This is a genomic window from Psychroserpens sp. Hel_I_66 (assembly GCF_000799465.1).
Taxonomy (GTDB): domain Bacteria; phylum Bacteroidota; class Bacteroidia; order Flavobacteriales; family Flavobacteriaceae; genus Psychroserpens.
Genome location: NZ_JUGU01000001.1, coordinates 2,318,187 through 2,334,626, shown reverse-complemented (window position 1 = coordinate 2,334,626; position 16,440 = coordinate 2,318,187). Strand labels below are relative to the sequence as shown.

The 16,440-nt window shown below is 33.0% G+C and carries 14 protein-coding genes and 1 pseudogene; 13 read left to right on the top strand and 2 right to left on the bottom strand.

Annotated features, from left to right (window positions below; all coding sequences use genetic code 11):
• The first annotated feature begins 16 nt into the window (after positions 1-16).
• The 8 genes and pseudogenes from dtd (at position 17) to rlmN (ending at position 8,881) form a co-directional block, all read left to right on the top strand.
• Positions 17-469 (top strand): D-aminoacyl-tRNA deacylase, encoded by a 453-nt coding sequence (dtd, locus tag GQ40_RS10510; RefSeq protein WP_047548019.1) that lies wholly within the window; start codon positions 17-19, stop codon positions 467-469.
• Entirely contained in the window at positions 469-981 is a 513-nt protein-coding gene (locus tag GQ40_RS10505) for a metal-dependent hydrolase (RefSeq protein WP_047548018.1), read from the top strand. Before dtd ends, GQ40_RS10505 begins: the two co-directional genes overlap by 1 nt.
• A gap of 91 nt (positions 982-1,072) precedes the next feature.
• Positions 1,073-2,977, top strand: a complete 1,905-nt coding sequence (locus tag GQ40_RS10500; RefSeq protein ID WP_047548017.1) for a DUF3857 domain-containing protein — start codon at positions 1,073-1,075, stop codon at positions 2,975-2,977.
• 3 nt (positions 2,978-2,980) lie between these two features.
• Positions 2,981-4,993: a DUF3858 domain-containing protein gene (locus tag GQ40_RS10495; protein ID WP_047548016.1), complete on the top strand. Its 2,013-nt coding sequence runs from the start codon at positions 2,981-2,983 to the stop codon at positions 4,991-4,993.
• Between the two features lies 1 nt (position 4,994).
• Positions 4,995-5,321 (top strand): nucleotide pyrophosphohydrolase, encoded by a 327-nt coding sequence (locus GQ40_RS10490; RefSeq protein WP_047548015.1) that lies wholly within the window; start codon positions 4,995-4,997, stop codon positions 5,319-5,321.
• A 46-nt stretch (positions 5,322-5,367) separates the two neighbouring features.
• Positions 5,368-6,594, top strand: coding sequence for a 3-phosphoshikimate 1-carboxyvinyltransferase (locus GQ40_RS10485; protein ID WP_047548014.1), 1,227 nt, complete (start codon positions 5,368-5,370; stop codon positions 6,592-6,594).
• Positions 6,595-6,664: 70 nt separating this feature from the next.
• Positions 6,665-7,714, top strand: a complete 1,050-nt coding sequence (queA, locus tag GQ40_RS10480) for a tRNA preQ1(34) S-adenosylmethionine ribosyltransferase-isomerase QueA (RefSeq protein WP_047548013.1) — start codon at positions 6,665-6,667, stop codon at positions 7,712-7,714.
• A gap of 127 nt (positions 7,715-7,841) precedes the next feature.
• Positions 7,842-8,881: pseudogene (rlmN, locus tag GQ40_RS10475) on the top strand (23S rRNA (adenine(2503)-C(2))-methyltransferase RlmN).
• Positions 8,882-8,924: 43 nt separating this feature from the next.
• Here the strand turns inward: rlmN and GQ40_RS10470 are convergent.
• Positions 8,925-9,845 carry a T9SS type A sorting domain-containing protein gene (locus tag GQ40_RS10470; RefSeq protein WP_047548012.1) on the bottom strand — a complete coding sequence of 307 codons (921 nt, stop codon included), beginning with the start codon at positions 9,843-9,845 and terminating at the stop codon, positions 8,925-8,927.
• A 157-nt stretch (positions 9,846-10,002) separates the two neighbouring features.
• On the opposite strand from GQ40_RS10470, the gene GQ40_RS10465 reads away from it, so the two are divergent.
• The 5 genes from GQ40_RS10465 to dnaG all read left to right on the top strand — a co-directional run bounded on the left by GQ40_RS10465 (position 10,003) and on the right by dnaG (position 15,690).
• Positions 10,003-10,980, top strand: a complete 978-nt coding sequence (locus GQ40_RS10465) for a polyprenyl synthetase family protein (protein WP_047548011.1) — start codon at positions 10,003-10,005, stop codon at positions 10,978-10,980.
• Between the two features lie 106 nt (positions 10,981-11,086).
• Positions 11,087-11,653, top strand: a complete 567-nt coding sequence (locus GQ40_RS10460; protein WP_047548010.1) for an RNA polymerase sigma factor — start codon at positions 11,087-11,089, stop codon at positions 11,651-11,653.
• Positions 11,640-12,476, top strand: coding sequence for a hypothetical protein (locus GQ40_RS10455; protein WP_047548009.1), 837 nt, complete (start codon positions 11,640-11,642; stop codon positions 12,474-12,476). Before GQ40_RS10460 ends, GQ40_RS10455 begins: the two co-directional genes overlap by 14 nt.
• Positions 12,477-12,547: 71 nt before the next feature.
• Positions 12,548-13,636, top strand: a complete 1,089-nt coding sequence (locus GQ40_RS10450) for a hypothetical protein (protein WP_047551852.1) — start codon at positions 12,548-12,550, stop codon at positions 13,634-13,636.
• Positions 13,637-13,722: 86 nt separating this feature from the next.
• Positions 13,723-15,690, top strand: coding sequence for a DNA primase (dnaG, locus tag GQ40_RS10445; RefSeq protein ID WP_047548008.1), 1,968 nt, complete (start codon positions 13,723-13,725; stop codon positions 15,688-15,690).
• On the opposite strand, the gene GQ40_RS10440 is transcribed toward dnaG, so the two are convergent.
• Positions 15,687-16,316, bottom strand: coding sequence for a response regulator transcription factor (locus GQ40_RS10440; RefSeq protein ID WP_047548007.1), 630 nt, complete (start codon positions 16,314-16,316; stop codon positions 15,687-15,689). The genes dnaG and GQ40_RS10440 overlap by 4 nt on opposite strands.
• Positions 16,317-16,440 lie beyond the last annotated feature (124 nt).

The following is a 16,440-nucleotide window of genomic DNA, read 5'->3' as shown; positions in this document are numbered from 1 at the left end:
AAATTTTAAAAAAATATTGAAAGCAGTCATTCAGCGCGTTACAAAGGCGTCGGTAACTATAAAAGGAGAAAAAGTAGCCAATATAAATTCTGGTTTACTTATACTTTTGGGAATTGTTGATGACGATACTCAAGATGACATTAAATGGCTGTCTAATAAGATCGCAAATCTTCGCATTTTTGCAGATGATAATGGTGTAATGAACAATTCACTTTTGCAATCAAATGGAGATGCTATAGTAGTAAGTCAGTTTACACTTCACGCAAGTACAAAAAAAGGAAATCGACCAAGTTATATTCAAGCAGCTAAACCAGACATCGCCATACCTTTGTACGAAAATTTTGTCAAACAATTGGAAAGTGATTTAGGTAAAAATATACAAACAGGTCAATTTGGAGCAGATATGCAGGTAGAACTGCTCAACGATGGTCCGGTTACAATCATTATTGACACAAAAGATAAGCACTAATGGCTTCAATTTTTGGGCATGGATTGGTGGCTTATACAACTGCAAAAGTTATAGATTCTAAATCCAGTAAATTATTGGTATTTCTTGCAATAAGCTCTGCAATGCTCCCAGATCTTGATGTGATTGGCTATTTTTATGGTATTGACTACTCAAGTCCTTTTGGCCATCGTGGTTTAACACATTCTATTTTATTTGCGTTTTTATGGACAGGTCTTCTTACCTTTTTCTTCGGAAAGTCTAAAAAACTAACTTTCGCAATAATTATATGTCTATCCACCCTTTCTCATGGTATTTTAGACGCTATGACAAGTGGAGGTAGAGGTGTTGGTTTTTTTATTCCATTTGACAATTCCAGATATTTTTTACCCTTTAGAGGCATTAAAGTTTCTCCTATTGGTATTGAGAATTTCTTTTCAGAATGGGGACTGAAAGTTATTTGGAGTGAACTGTACTATATTGGTTTACCGTGCTTAATAATTTTGGTTGTCCAGTTTTTCATAAGAAGAAAATAAGAAATCAATTTTTTCTGATTTACGTTTTTTTACACAATTGGTTAATCAAAAAAAATTATATTTGATTTTCCGCTTAACTAAAACTCTACAAATGCCCTGTAAATATTACCTAATCGTCCTATCGATATTAGTACCTATATTTTCTTTTTCTCAAAATGAAGATTTGCTAAACTCATCTTCAGTTCCCTTAGATTTGAGAATGAAAGCCAATGCAGTTATAAGGTATAATAATACACTCATAGAGGTTAATAGTTATAATGATCTAGATTATCACAATAAACGTATTGTTACGGTTTATAACGAAAATGGAATATCAGATCAAGGCTCTTATGTTCATTATGATGAGAACAGACGCATAAAAAAATTAGAAGCAATCATTTATGATAGTAACGGTGAACAGATTAAAAAATTCAAAGAAAAGGATTTTGAAGATGTAAGTGCTGTAAGTGGAGGAACGCTTTACTCAGACAATAGATTAAAATATCTTAATTATACTCCAATAAATTATCCTTACACTATAGTTTTAGAAACCGAAATTAATTTTAAAAGCACAGCTTTTGTACCATCTTGGAGCCCAATTGAGGGTTTTTATGTGAGTACTGAAAATTCTGAATATAAGATTGTCAATAATTCTGAAACGAAAATTAAAATCAAAACCAATAATCTAGAGAATTATAATATTGAAGAACTCAGTGATTTACATTTTAAAGCCCAAGACTTAAAATCTATTAAACCAGAAGCTTATAGTCGTGCTTTCAAAAATTATGCGCCTTTAGTGAGGGCAGCTTTGATTGATTTTGATATGGAAGGCGTGAAAGGTGTAAATAACAATTGGGAAGATTTTGGGAAATGGATGCATGATAAACTATTATTAGGTACAGAGGTAATTCCAGAAACTGTTAAAGAGCAAATTAAGTTACTTACTAAAGATGCTTCAACAGATTTAGAAAAAGCAAAAATAGTTTACAATTACATGCAGGAAAAAACCAGATATATTAGTGTTCAAGTTGGTATAGGTGGATGGAAACCAATGTTGGCTGGCGATGTAGAACGTTTAGGTTATGCAGACTGTAAAGGGTTGTCTAACTATACAAAAGCACTTTTAGATGAAGTTGGAGTAGAATCCCATTATGCAGTAATTTATGGAAGTCGGGATATCACAAGTTTTGATACAGATTTCTCTGCTACAGAAGGCAATCACGCAGTATTGTGCATACCAAATGTAGAAAAGGATATTTGGTTAGAGTGTACCAGTCAAACCAATCCTTTTGGCTTTATAGCTGGTTTTACAGATGATAGAGATGCATTGCTCATCACGCCTCAAGGTGGTAAAATAATTCATACTACGATATACCAAACAGAAGAAAATTTGCAGCAAACTAATGCAGAAATCAAAATTGCCCAAGATGGATTACTATCTGCAGATGTTACAATTAAAACTCATGGTTTTCAGTATGCTTTGCATGAAGGTATCCAAAATCAAACCTTTAGAGATCAAAAGCTTTATTTTAAAGACTATTGGGATTATTTAAATAACCTTTCCGTAGAAAATATAACTTTTAATAACGATAAAGAGGCTATTGTTTTTACTGAAAATTTAAAAGTTTCAGCAAAAAGTTTTGCAACAAAAAGCGGTAAACGACTACTATTTCAACCCAATGCATTCAATAGAGTTACACGTATTCCAACACGGTATAGTAAAAGAACTCTGGATTTTGAAATAGATAGAGGCTATGTGGATAAAGATGAATTTGTTATCACTATAGATCCAAGTTTTGAGGTAGAAGCTATGCCAAATGCAATTGATATAAGCAATAAATTTGGGAGCTATTCATTTTCAATTGAAAAACTATCTAATAACCAACTGCTTTACAAAAGAACACAAATTTTAAATAAAGGTGTTTATACAAAAGAAGAATATAAAGAATTTAGAGAATTTATGTCCTCAATGGTAAAGCATGACAAATCTAAAATCGCCTTAATTTCTAAATCCTAACTTATGAGAATTTCAATTACCTTACTAGTCCTTTTACTGTCATTTAACATTCAATCTCAAAATTTTAAATTCGGTAAAGTATCTAAGGCAGAACTTGCCGAAAAAGTTCATCCAAAAGATCCATCTGCAAATGCTGCTGTTTTATTCAAAAGAGAATCTGTAAGGTTTGATTATCAAAAAGGAGAAGGTTTTATTCAATTAAGAACCATACACGAACGTATTAAAATATATAATAAAGAAGGTTTTGATTGGGCCACTAAAAAAATAAGACTTTATAATAAATCTGGTGCAGACAGCGAAGATTTATATAGATTAAAAGCTTACACCTACAATTTAATTGATGGTAAAGTAGAAGATGATAAGCTTAAAAATGACGGTATCTTCGATGAAGAAGTTAATAAATTTTGGAAGGCAAAAACATTTACAATGCCTAATATTAAAGAAGGTTGTGTCGTAGAGTTTACTTATGAGATTTCTTCTCCATATTTGGCAATAGATGATATAGATCTTCAATATATGATACCTATTAATGTATTAGAAGTACAGGTAAAAACTCCAGAGTATTTTATTTACAATAAAGTATTGAATCCACGCACTTCATATTTACCAACTATTGAAGAATCAACATCAACACGAAATGAATCCTTTACAAATACTAATGTTTCTAAGAACGTTTTCAATAGAAGAACAAATACATCTGTTTCTCAAGTTTCAATTAATGAAAAAGTAATTAACGTTAATGAAACAGATATACCTGCGCTTAAAGATGAGCCATTTATCGATAATTTAGAAAACTACCAAGCAAAATTAGAACTAGAACTTACCGCAATAAAATACCCTAATGAGCCTTATAAAAACCTTTCTAACTCTTGGGATGCTGTGACCAAAACTATTTACGAGTCAGATGATTTTGGTAACCAACTTGATAAATCAGGATATTATGAAAATGATATTGATGCGTTAATTAGTAATTTGGAAACTAATGGGCAAAAGGCTTTTGCAATTTATAATTTTGTAAAATCTAAAGTAAAATGGAATGGATATTACGGGTTTTCAACAGATGCAGGTGTTAGAAAAGCTTATAAGGATGGAGTTGGCAATGTTGCAGACATCAATTTAATGCTGGTATCTATGCTTAGATATGCAAACATAACTGCAAACCCTGTTTTAATCAGTACAAAAAGTAATGGTATTCCATTATTTCCAACGAGACAAGGCTTTAATTATGTTATTTGTTTTATAGAAGACGAAGATATTATATCATTGTTAGATGCTACAGATGAGAACGCAACCTTCAATACACTCCCAGTTCGTGATTTGAATTGGCAAGGTAGAGTAATTAGAGAAAGTGGAAGTTCAACATGGATTGATCTCACACCAAGAGAGTTATCTAAAGATGTCATCGTTTTGAATGCAAAACTAAATCCTGATTTTTCTGCGGAAGGAAAAGTACGATCTCAAAAATATGATTACGTCGCTAAAAGACATAGAGATAAATATGGCGATGCTAGTGATGAAACATATATTAAAACATTAGAAAAAGATAAAGGAGACTTACTAATTTCTAATCTGGAAGTAGATGGTAAAGGTAATTTACAACAACCAATTATTATCACCTATGATTATAAAATGGATGATGCTTTAGAAGAAATTGGTGATAAACTTTACTTCTCTCCATTACTGTTTCTAAGTACCCAAGAGAACCCTTTTAAACAAGAAGAAAGAAAATTCCCGTTAGATTTGGTGCATCCAATGTCAGACAAATATATGGTCAATATTATATTGCCCGAAGGTTATGAAGTAGAGACCTTGCCAGTAAATCAAGCGTTGGATTTTGCTAATGAAAAAGGAGAATTCAAGTATCTTATTAATCAAAACGGAAGGTTTTTACAATTAGTTATAGAATTAAAGATAAATACATCATTTATTAATCCAGAAAATTATAAGTTTTTCAAAAGCTTTTTTGCTCAAGCAATTGAAAAAGAAAGTGAAAAAATAGTGCTTAAAAGAATTTGATATGAATATTAAAAACGCCCAACTAGAAGTAGACAAATGGATTAAAGAACATGGAGTAAGATATTTTAACGAACTTACAAATATGGCTCAACTTACCGAAGAAGTTGGTGAAGTTGCACGAATAATTGCAAGACGTTACGGTGAGCAAAGCGAAAAAGAAAGTGATAAAAATAAAGACTTAGGAGAGGAGTTGGCAGATGTGGTTTTTGTAGTTTTATGCTTGGCAAATCAAACAGGTATTGATTTGCAAAGTGCCTTTGATAAAAAACTAGATTTGAAAACTAAGCGAGATCACGATAGGCATCAAAATAATGAAAAATTAAAATAAACTTCCAATTCTCCATAGAGCTTGACTCAATGGCAAGATTTCTTTTATGACAGTTAAAATCGAAAAATCCAGTATTGTAAAACAATCAAAAATTACGATTACGGGCTCTAAGAGCGAATCCAATAGATTGTTATTGTTAAAGGCGCTTTACCCAGAACTGGAAATTGAAAATGTATCAAATTCCGATGATTCTAAAGTGATGCAAAAGGCTTTAGCTTCCGAAGAAAAAGTAATAGACATTCATCACGCAGGCACCGCAATGCGTTTTTTAACAGCCTATTTTGCGAGCAATGAAGGTCGGGAAGTTGTGCTCACGGGTTCAGCAAGAATGAAAGAGCGACCAATTAAAATTTTAGTGGATGCGCTGAATGATTTGGGTGCAGATATTTCGTATTTGGAAACTGCTGGTTGCCCGCCAATACAAATTAAGGGTAAGAGGTTAACGAGGCAACATGTGAGATTGAATGCCAATGTTAGTAGTCAGTACATTTCCGCATTAATTCTAATAGCTTCTCGTTTAGAAAACGGATTGATTTTAACTCTCGAAGGTGAAATGACATCTGTTCCCTATATCAATATGACGCTTGATTTATTGCGTCAAGTTGCAATTGAAACAACTTTTAATGAACAGGTTATTGAGGTGAAGCCTAAAAAGGAAAGTTTAAAAAACAAGAAATTAACTGTTGAATCAGATTGGTCTTCAGCATCTTATTTTTACAGCATTGTAGCTTTAAGTCCTGTGGACACTCAAATCGAATTATCCTCTTATAAAAAGGAATCATTACAAGGCGATTCGGTTTTGGCAGAAATTTATGCATCATTTGGAGTAGAAACGGTTTTCTTCGGAAATTCAATAGCATTGAAAAAAACATCTAAAGAAGTAGCTGAAATTGTAGAATTTCAGCTCAATAATTCTCCAGATATTGCTCAAACTATTGCGGTAACCTGTTTGGGATTGGGCATAAAGTGCCATCTTACAGGTTTGCATACTTTAAAAATCAAAGAAACCGATAGATTGGTCGCACTTCAAAATGAACTTCAAAAATTTGGAGCTGAAGTTGACATTACTGAAGAGTCTTTGACTTTATATAAAGCGTCACAACTAAGAGAAAATGTTGTTATTGCTACATATAACGATCATAGAATGGCAATGGCATTTGCACCTTTGGGTTTAAAAACCAATTTAGAAATTGAGGATTATATGGTAGTTTCTAAATCATATCCTACGTTTTGGGATGATTTAAAAAACCTAGGTTTTAAATTTTCTAAATAAATACTGCGTTTTACTTGACAACCCCTATGTTGAGATTGTATATTTGCACCTTGTAAAAAAAAATATACACATGAAATTATCACACTTTAGTTTTGATCTACCAGATGAATTGTTAGCAGAACGTCCTACCGAGAATAGAGACGAATCGCGTTTAATGGTTCTCAATAGAGAGAAACAAACAATCGAGCACAAATTATTTAAGGATATTATCGATTATTTTGATGAAGGTGATGTGATGATTTTAAATAATACTAAAGTTTTTCCAGCACGTTTATTTGGTAATAAAGAAAAGACAGGTGCAAGAATTGAAGTGTTCTTACTTAGAGAATTGAATGAAGAGCAACGTCTTTGGGATGTTTTGGTAGATCCAGCACGTAAAATTAGAATTGGTAATAAACTATATTTTGGTGATGATGAAACCTTAGTAGCAGAGGTTATTGATAACACAACCTCAAGAGGTAGAACTTTACGTTTTTTATACGATGGGTCTTACCATGAATTTAGAAGAAAATTGACAGAGCTAGGTGAAACTCCTTTGCCAAAGTATATTCAAAGAGAGGTAGAGCCAGAAGATGAAGAGCGTTACCAAACTATATTTGCTAAAAATGAAGGTGCAGTTGCAGCTCCAACAGCGGGATTACATTTTTCAAAACACTTACTTAAGCGTTTAGAAATTAAGGGTGTAGAATTACCAGAAGTAACACTCCACGTTGGTTTAGGTACATTTAACCCTGTTGAAGTTGAAGATTTATCTAAGCACAAAATGGATAGTGAAGAGATTTTTGTAACTAAGCCAGCTACAGATATCATCAATGACGCGAAAGTTCATAAAAAACGCGTTTGTGCGGTTGGTACCACTGCGATGCGCGCTATAGAAAGTTGTGTCTCGTCGAGCGGAACATTAAATGAATATAGTGGATGGACCAATAAATTTATTTTCCCTCCATATGAGTTTAGTATCGCAAATAGTATGATTACAAACTTTCATACTCCAAAATCAACCTTATTGATGATGGTTTCAGCATTTGCAGGACACGATTTTATGAAAAAAGCTTACGAAGAAGCGGTTAAGGAAAAATATCGTTTTTACACCTATGGAGATGCAATGCTTATCATATAATTTTAGCTATTGAATAATAAAATGAAGCCTTATGTAATAATAAGGCTTTTTTTTGCTTCGGAAATTTTAAAACTTTGAGATCAAATCTTAAGCAGAGAAATTGGTTTGATTACTTTTGCAAAGAGTTATGAAAGATAAAAAGAAAGACGTAAGGGCATTAACCAAAGAGCAATTGAGAGATTTTTTTGTCAAAGAAGGTGATCAAGCCTTCCGAGGAAATCAAGTCTATGAATGGTTGTGGGGTAAAGGTGCTCATTCTTTTGAGGATATGACCAATATCTCAAAAGAAACAAGAGAGATGCTTCAAAATAATTTTGTGATCAACCATATCAAAGTTGACCAAATGCAAAAAAGTAGTGACGGTACGATTAAAAATGCGGTAAGATTACATGATGGCTTAATTGTAGAGTCTGTTTTGATTCCAGCAAAAAACCGAACTACTGCCTGTGTGTCAAGTCAAGTTGGCTGTAGTTTAGATTGTAGATTCTGCGCAACTTCTAGATTAAAAAGAATGCGCAACCTCAATTCAGATGAAATCTATGATCAAGTTGTTGCAATAGACAATGAAAGTCGCCTGTACCATAATAGGCCATTGAGCAATATTGTATTTATGGGTATGGGAGAACCGCTCATGAATTATAATAACGTTTTAAAAGCAATAGATAAAATAACATCTCCAGATGGTTTGGCAATGTCGCCAAAGCGAATTGTGGTCTCCACCTCTGGCGTGCCCAAGATGATAAAAAAAATGGCAGATGATGAGGTCAAGTTTAAGCTTGCGGTATCATTGCACTCTGCAATTGATGAGATTCGTACATCGATAATGCCATTTAATGCGACATTTCCATTGGCAGATCTAAGAGAATCTTTAGAATATTGGTACGAAAAGACAAAAACCGAATTACTTACGAGTATGTCGTTTGGGATGGTATCAATGACATAGAAAAGGATGTTGAGGCTTTGATTACATTCTGCAAATTTGCACCGAGTAAAGTCAATCTTATCGAGTATAACCCAATTGATGATGGCGAATTTCAACAAGCAAGTTCAAAAGCGATCGATATGTATGTGAGCATGCTAGAGGCTAACAATATTACAGTTACGGTGAGACGTTCACGAGGTAAAGATATTGATGCAGCTTGTGGGCAATTGGCAAATAAGACATAAAAAAAGCGACCAATTGGTCGCTTTTTTTATAAAATAAAAGTGTTTAGCTCTTGATAAACTTTAGAGTTTTGATACCGTTTTCCGTACTTACTCTTGCTAAATAGATACCATTCTTTAATTGTGATAATTCAACGGAATCTTCATTACCATTTAAATTTTGGTTAAAGATATTTTTTCCAAGAACATCGTAAATCTCTAAAGTACTCAGATTATTTTGTGGAGAATTCAATTTTAATTCCTTGCTTTCGGTGTTGTAAAAATGAGTGAAAGAATTGATTGAAAATTCACTTACTGATAAATCTTCATCATTAATTCTAAGATTGTCTAAGTACCCTTCTCCACCAAAGTTATCATGTACAAATCTAAGTCCAGTAAAATCAAAATCATTTAATAATATAGATGTCCCAACTTGAACATCGTCTACAAAATAAACAATATTAGATCCGGTAGTTTCAGCTCTAACATTATACCAAGTATCTACAGACCAAGTTCCAACGTTTTGAAAAGCTCCTGTTGCGTCAGCAATTTTGATATTACCTTCAAAATCAAAATCGATGAGGAATGTAAAAAACAAATCACCCATAGCGTCCTCTCCAGTGACACCAAATCTAAAATCTGAGCTATTCGCATCTTGTTGAGTGATACGCACATCATATGAAAAGGTAGCATCTGTAAAATCTATTGGTAAAGCAAAATCATAAAAACCTCCAAATATTGCTCCAAATGTATTTCCAAAAGCAGGATCCGGAGCTATCTTTAGAGAAGCGGTTCCATCTGTTGATTGTTCACTAGAAACGACTTGATTAGATATAAAGCATCCAACTCCACAACCGGTAACAAACCAACCATTTTGAGCATTAATATCTCCAAGAGTGTATGCTGGCGCTTCAAAAGAGATTGTTTCTTGAGCATTACCAAAGGTAAATGCTAAAAACATTAAAAATAATAAAGTAATTTTTTTCATAATTGTTCGGATTTTAAATTAATTAATAATTAAAGGTAAAAAAAAATGTCTAGAGCGTTAAACCTAAAATAAGATTTAACTATTTATTGTTACTTAATCAAAACCTTAAGTAGTTAATTAGTAATTTTGCAATATCAACTCAACAAACTATTAATACTTGAAAATTACCGAACAAATAAAACAACCCATCGCATATGAGATGGAGCTTTTCGAGCAAAAGTTCCTTCTTTCTATGTCAAGTAAAGTTGCTTTATTAAATCGTATTACACATTATATTGTTAACCGTAAAGGGAAGCAAATGCGACCAATGTTTGTTTTTTTAGTGGCAAAAATGGTTGATAATGGGCAGGTAAGTGAACGAACCTATAGAGGCGCTTCAGTAATTGAGTTGATTCATACAGCAACTTTAGTTCACGATGATGTGGTTGACGATAGCAACCGTAGACGTGGTTTTTTCTCTATTAATGCACTTTGGAAAAATAAAATCGCAGTACTAATTGGCGATTATTTACTGTCTAAAGGCTTGTTACTTTCAATAGATAATAATGATTTCGATTTGCTCAAAATCATCTCGGTAGCAGTGAGAGAGATGAGCGAAGGGGAGTTACTTCAAATCGAAAAAGCGAGACAGCTCGATATTACAGAGGAGGTTTATTACGATATAATTAGACAAAAAACTGCAACCTTAATCGCTGCATGTTGTAGTTTGGGAGCAGCTTCGGTAAAGCCAAATTCAGATCACGTAGAGTCTATGCGTAAATTTGGAGAGCTTATTGGAATGGCATTTCAAATTAAGGATGATCTTTTTGACTACGGAAATGAAGCCATAGGGAAACCCACAGGAATAGACATAAAAGAACAGAAAATGACACTTCCTCTTATTCACGTTCTGAACAATTGCACCAAAAAAGAAAAATCTTGGCTTATAAATTCAGTTAAGAATCACAACAAAGATAAAAAACGAGTAAAAGAAGTTATCGCTTTTGTGAAAGCCAATAACGGTTTGGACTACGCCATTAATAAAATGAAGGAATTTCAGGCAGAAGCGTTAACCATATTAAATACATATCCCGAATCCCAATACAAAACAGCACTGGAAATAATGGTAAATTATGTTATTGATAGAAAAAAATAAAAATTATCTGTCTAATTTTCAATAACTTAAAAAATATTTCAAATCTCAGGCAACCATTTATGTAATAATTGCGTCTTTATAAATAGAAGACCAAACCAAAGTTATTTTGAAAGTAATTCAATTACATCATAAAAATAATACGACGCTCATAAAAAAAGCAGCAAAAGGCAAACGTGATGCTCAGCATACCTTGTTTGAAATTCATGCGCCAAAAATGCTTAGCATTTGTCGCTATTATATAAAAGATATCCAAAATGCGGAGTCTGTGATGCTAAAAGGATTCTTCAAAGCCTTTACAAATCTCAATAAGTTTAAAAACGAAGGTAGCTTTGAAGGTTGGTTAAGACGCATAATGGTAAGGGAATCGATTTCATTCTTAAGACAAGAGAAAAACGTAGAATTTTCGGTTGAAGATGAGCCAATCACGCAAGAACAATACAATAATGTAGACTCGCAAATTGAAGTTGCCCAAATTCAGCAGCTTATTGACGAACTTCCCGAAGGTTATAAAATGGTATTTGTCATGTACGCGATTGAAGGCTATAAGCATAATGAAATTGCAGAGATTTTAAATATCTCCCAAGGCACATCCAAATCGCAATTATTCAAAGCACGACAAATGCTTCAGAAAAAGATAAAAGACATAAATAAAACAAGTTATGGCACCAATTAAATTTGAGGAAAATATAAAAAATAAGTTAGAGAAAAGAACAATCCAGCCCTCAACTGGTGCTTGGGATAAATTATCTGCAGATCTTAACCAAAATGATAAAAGCAATAGAAGAGGCTTGTTTTTTTATATAGGCATAGCAGCAAGTATTGTAGGCGTTTTATTGGTAACTACGATAATTTTTAATGCTTCGGAAAATCAACCAGGCGAGCCAAAAATAGTAGAAACCCAAGCTAATGACTCTAAAAACAAATTAGAATCAAAAGAATTAAATGAAATTCCAAAAGTGGAAGTGGCAACCGTGAATTCCGAAGATATTTCCGAAGAAACCAAAGAGAAAAAAGAGAGTAATCAATTTAAGTCATCAATCAAAAACGAACAAAACGTAGCTTCAAATAGCAAGAAAACAATAAAAACAGAAGACGATCTTGTGATTGAAACACCATATTCAACCAATGCTAATAATCAAGAAAAGTTAAATAAAGCAGTGGTTGAAAACACTACCAGTTCAAATAGAAAAGAACAATCAATTAATACGCTAACATTTGAAAAAGCAAAAGTAGTTGAGGTCGTGAATGAAATTAAAAAGCTAGAGATTGAAAATGGAACGGTTACAGATGCAGAAATCGAAAACTTGTTGAAACAAGCCGAAAGAGAAATTTTAAGAGAACGAATATATAACGAAACTACACGAACTGTAAATGCAGATGCACTACTTCAAGACGTTGAAGATGATTTACAGCAATCGTTTAGGTCTAAAGTATTTGAAGGTTTAAAATCTAGTTTCAAAACAGTGAAATCTGCACTGGTTGAGCGCAATAATTAAAGTCTCTTAACAAGAGCATCTCATTTGAGAAATTGAGATTAAAACGTATCATCAATTTTAAAATTAACATTATGAACACTATCACAAAAACAGTAGTGCTACTATTCCTATGCTTGATTGTAAGCAACTTAACAGCACAAGAAACACAAAAAGATTCTACAAACACAACAGTTCCATTTCGAGAAAGCGCACTTCAAATAGAGAGGCTGGTTGAACTCAAAACAACTATTGAAAATGAAGAACGTGAATTCTTAAAATTAGAAGTAGAAAAAATTAATGATAGATTAGAAAATGGCGAAATATCCAATGAACAAGCTGAGAATTTAAAAAAAGAAGCTGCAAAAAAACGTGCTTTAAATATTGAAAACCGTATCGCAATTATTGATAATAAGATTTCTTTATTAGAGCGAAATGATGCTTATTACAATGATGGCGATAAAGATAATTTAAGTATCGGTTTTAGTACTTCAGGTGGATTCAGCGGTATAACATTTAATCAAAAAAACAAACCAAAAAAATATGACAAGCGCACTACTAGTGATTTAGTTTTAGCAGCAGGTTTTAATAATGCCATTGGTGACGGTCAAAAAATTGGCGATGACTATTTGTTTTTAGGTTCTGGCTTTGTGGAATTGGGATTTGCCTGGAAAACAAGATTATTTAAAGAATCCAATGCAGCACGTTTAAAATATGGATTTTCTTTTCAATGGAATAAATTAACATCCAAAGGCAATCGCTACTTTGTTCAAGATGGCAATATAACCACATCAGAGGTGTTTCCGGTTAATCTTAAAGAATCACAAATACGATTTACAAACTTAGTAGTGCCAGTACATTTTGAATTTGGCCCATCAAAAAAAATAGAGCGAGATGATTATTTTAGATATAGCACGACAAATCGTTTCAAAATAGGTATTGGTGGGTATGCAGGTTTCAATATTGGGACACAACAAAAATTGAGATTTGAAGAAGATGGAGAAAACATAAAACAAAAAATAAGACGTGATTATAACGCCACGCCTTTTGTGTACGGTGTAAGTGCCTATGTTGGTTATGTAGGTATAGGTATTTATGCAAAATATGATTTAAATCCGCTATTTGAAAATCAATCAAATGATCAACATAACCTTTCATTAGGGTTTAGATTCGATTTGGATTAGTCTAATTATATATCCAATTAAAAGCTCCAATTACATATGTAGTGGAGCTTTTTTTTTACATTTACAGTCCATAATTATTTCTGAAATTGATATCAAAATCCACCATAGAACAAGTATTTGAAACCGCTCGCGTTGAGGAGGTTATTGGTGATTTTGTGCAATTAAAAAAGTCTGGAAGTAATTTTAAGGGGTTGAGTCCATTTAGTGATGAACGCTCACCAAGTTTCATGGTATCTCCAGTAAAACAGATTTGGAAAGATTTTTCCAGCGGAAAAGGAGGCAACGCAGTCACATTTTTAATGGAGCACGAGCACTTCACCTATCCAGAAGCTATAAAATACCTCGCAAAAAAGTACAACATAGAAATCGAAGAGACCGAACAGACCGATGAGCAAAAGCAGGAAGCCAACGAGCGGGAAAGCTTGTACTTAGTCAATGAGTTTGCTAAACAGTATTTTGAGCGTATTCTTTTTAAAACAGATCAAGGTCAAGCCATTGGTTTAAGCTATTTTAAAGAGCGTGGGTTTACAAATGAAACCATTAAACTCTTTAATTTGGGTTATTCTTTAGACGATTGGCAAGCCTTTACAGATGAGGCGTTAAAGCAAGGTTACCAATTAGAATTTCTTGAAAAAACAGGACTTTCTATTGTAAAAACAGATAAAAAATTCGATCGCTTTAAAGGTCGCGTCATGTTTCCTATTCACAGTATGAGCGGACGTATTTTAGGTTTCGGAGGGCGTATTTTGAAAGCAGATAAAAAAGCAGCCAAATATCTCAATTCCCCAGAAAGTGAAGTCTATCATAAAAGTAAAATTCTCTACGGAATTTACCACGCAAAGCAATCTATCGCTAAAGAAGATAATTGCTATTTAGTTGAAGGTTATACAGATGTTATTCAGTTTTATCAAACAGGAATAAAAAATGTGGTTGCCTCTTCTGGTACTGCTTTAACGCCAGAACAGATTCGTTTAGTCAATAGGTTGACCAATAATATCACTGTGCTTTTTGATGGTGATGCAGCAGGAATAAGGGCGTCTATTCGTGGTATTGATCTTATCTTAGAGCAAGGTATGAATGTAAGAGTTTGTGGTTTTCCCGAAGGTGAAGATCCAGATAGTTTTGCAAAGAAAAACACACTTGATGAATTAACAGAATATCTCAACGATAACTCAAAAGATTTCATTCAGTTTAAGGCATCACTTTTAGTAAAAGAAGCCAACAATGATCCTATAAAAAAAGCAGAAACGATTAGGGAGATTGTTAATAGTATTGCAAAAATTCCAGACCAGATTAAAAAAGAGGTGTATATCCAAGAATGCTCTCGTATAATGGATATTAGTGAGGAAGTACTGTTTACTACATTGGCGCAATTAGATAAGAAGACAGCGCAAGACTCCAATAAACCTTATAAAACTGAGCAAAAAGCATTTCAAGTTGTAAAGCCTGAAGTCAAAGCGCCAAAAGTTGACTTACAATTTGAATTAGAGCGAAAAATAATAGAAATTCTTTTACTCTACGGAACAGAAACTGAAGATTTTGAAGATCTAGTTCTTAAAGAAACCGAAGAAGGAGAATTACAGTTAGAGCCAGTAACCCATAATGCAAAAGTATTTGAGAAGATATATTTAGACTTGCAGGAAGATGAAATGCAGTTTACAAATACAAACTTCAAATCACTGTATTACACAATTATAGATAACCTTCATCAAGATCCGGAATTTGAGCTCAAAAACTTCATAAACCGTTTAGATCAAGAATTGGCAAGTGATGTAACCTCTATATTAATGAATGATGAGCGTTATAGATTACATGATTGGGAACGCAAAAATATTATTCCGAAGGAAAAATTGCACTCTATTTCACAGTTGGTGACGCAAACCATCTTGACACTACGTTGTTATTTGATTGATAAAAAGGTCTCCCAATATCAAAGCGATACATTGCGTGAGAACGCCAATTCTAGGGGTATTTTAGAAGATGTAAAAGATTATTTAGGATTAAAGATGCTGCTTTCTAGAAAACTAGGAAAAGTAGTTGGAAGTAAATTTTAGGTTAAATCCATATGCTTTCCTTGATTTACCAAATCTATGAGATTTGTTACGTTTAATTTTTTGAAAAGTCTAGCTTTATAGGTACTTACCGTTTTCTCGTTTATATCAAGTTCTTGGGCAATTTCTTTGTTCTTTTTGCCAGAGGATAATAATTTTAAAACCTCTACTTCTCTTGTAGATAAACGTTTGTAAATTCTGGTTTTAGACTGTTTGGTTTCATTGTAATTGAGATGTTTAGACATTTTGTCGCTCAAATAAATCTCCCCAGAATGAGCACGTTTGATCGCTTTTATGATGACATCTGTCGATTCGGTTTTTGAAACAAAACCAGAAGCTCCTGCCTTTATACTGCTAATGGCATAAATTTCTTCAGGATGATAGCTAAACATGATAATATTAATATAGCCATGTTCTTTTTTGATAGCTCTTAAAGCTGTAATACCGTTAAGTTCAGGTAGTTCAATTTCACAAATAATGACATCTACTGTATGTCTTCTTACAAATTCGAAAATATCAACACCGCTCGAAACAGTACCCACCACTTTAATTTCAGGGTGGTTTTGAAACAGTAACTCAAATCCAGTTGTTACAATTGGATGGTTGTCCACCACGAGTAATTTAATCATGATACATGAGGTTTAATTGGTTGGTTAGTAAAGAACGCCAGAACTTACCCAAAATAAATTCAAGAATGTGGAGATTTGAGTTGTAAAAATAAAAAAAAAATCAACATTTACGATTTTTTACACA

Excerpts from the sequence above, each read along its gene's own strand:
- GQ40_RS10505 (WP_047548018.1), top strand. The coding sequence starts at position 469 with ATGGCTTCAATTTTTGGGCATGGATTGGTGGCTTATACAACTGCAAAA.
- GQ40_RS10500 (WP_047548017.1), top strand. The coding sequence starts at position 1,073 with ATGCCCTGTAAATATTACCTAATCGTCCTATCGATATTAGTACCTATA.
- GQ40_RS10495 (WP_047548016.1), top strand. The coding sequence starts at position 2,981 with ATGAGAATTTCAATTACCTTACTAGTCCTTTTACTGTCATTTAACATT.
- GQ40_RS10490 (WP_047548015.1), top strand. The coding sequence starts at position 4,995 with ATGAATATTAAAAACGCCCAACTAGAAGTAGACAAATGGATTAAAGAA.
- GQ40_RS10485 (WP_047548014.1), top strand. The coding sequence starts at position 5,368 with ATGACAGTTAAAATCGAAAAATCCAGTATTGTAAAACAATCAAAAATT.
- queA (WP_047548013.1), top strand. The coding sequence starts at position 6,665 with ATGAAATTATCACACTTTAGTTTTGATCTACCAGATGAATTGTTAGCA.
- GQ40_RS10470 (WP_047548012.1), bottom strand. The coding sequence starts at position 9,845 with ATGAAAAAAATTACTTTATTATTTTTAATGTTTTTAGCATTTACCTTT.
- GQ40_RS10455 (WP_047548009.1), top strand. The coding sequence starts at position 11,640 with ATGGCACCAATTAAATTTGAGGAAAATATAAAAAATAAGTTAGAGAAA.
- GQ40_RS10450 (WP_047551852.1), top strand. The coding sequence starts at position 12,548 with ATGAACACTATCACAAAAACAGTAGTGCTACTATTCCTATGCTTGATT.
- GQ40_RS10440 (WP_047548007.1), bottom strand. The coding sequence starts at position 16,316 with ATGATTAAATTACTCGTGGTGGACAACCATCCAATTGTAACAACTGGA.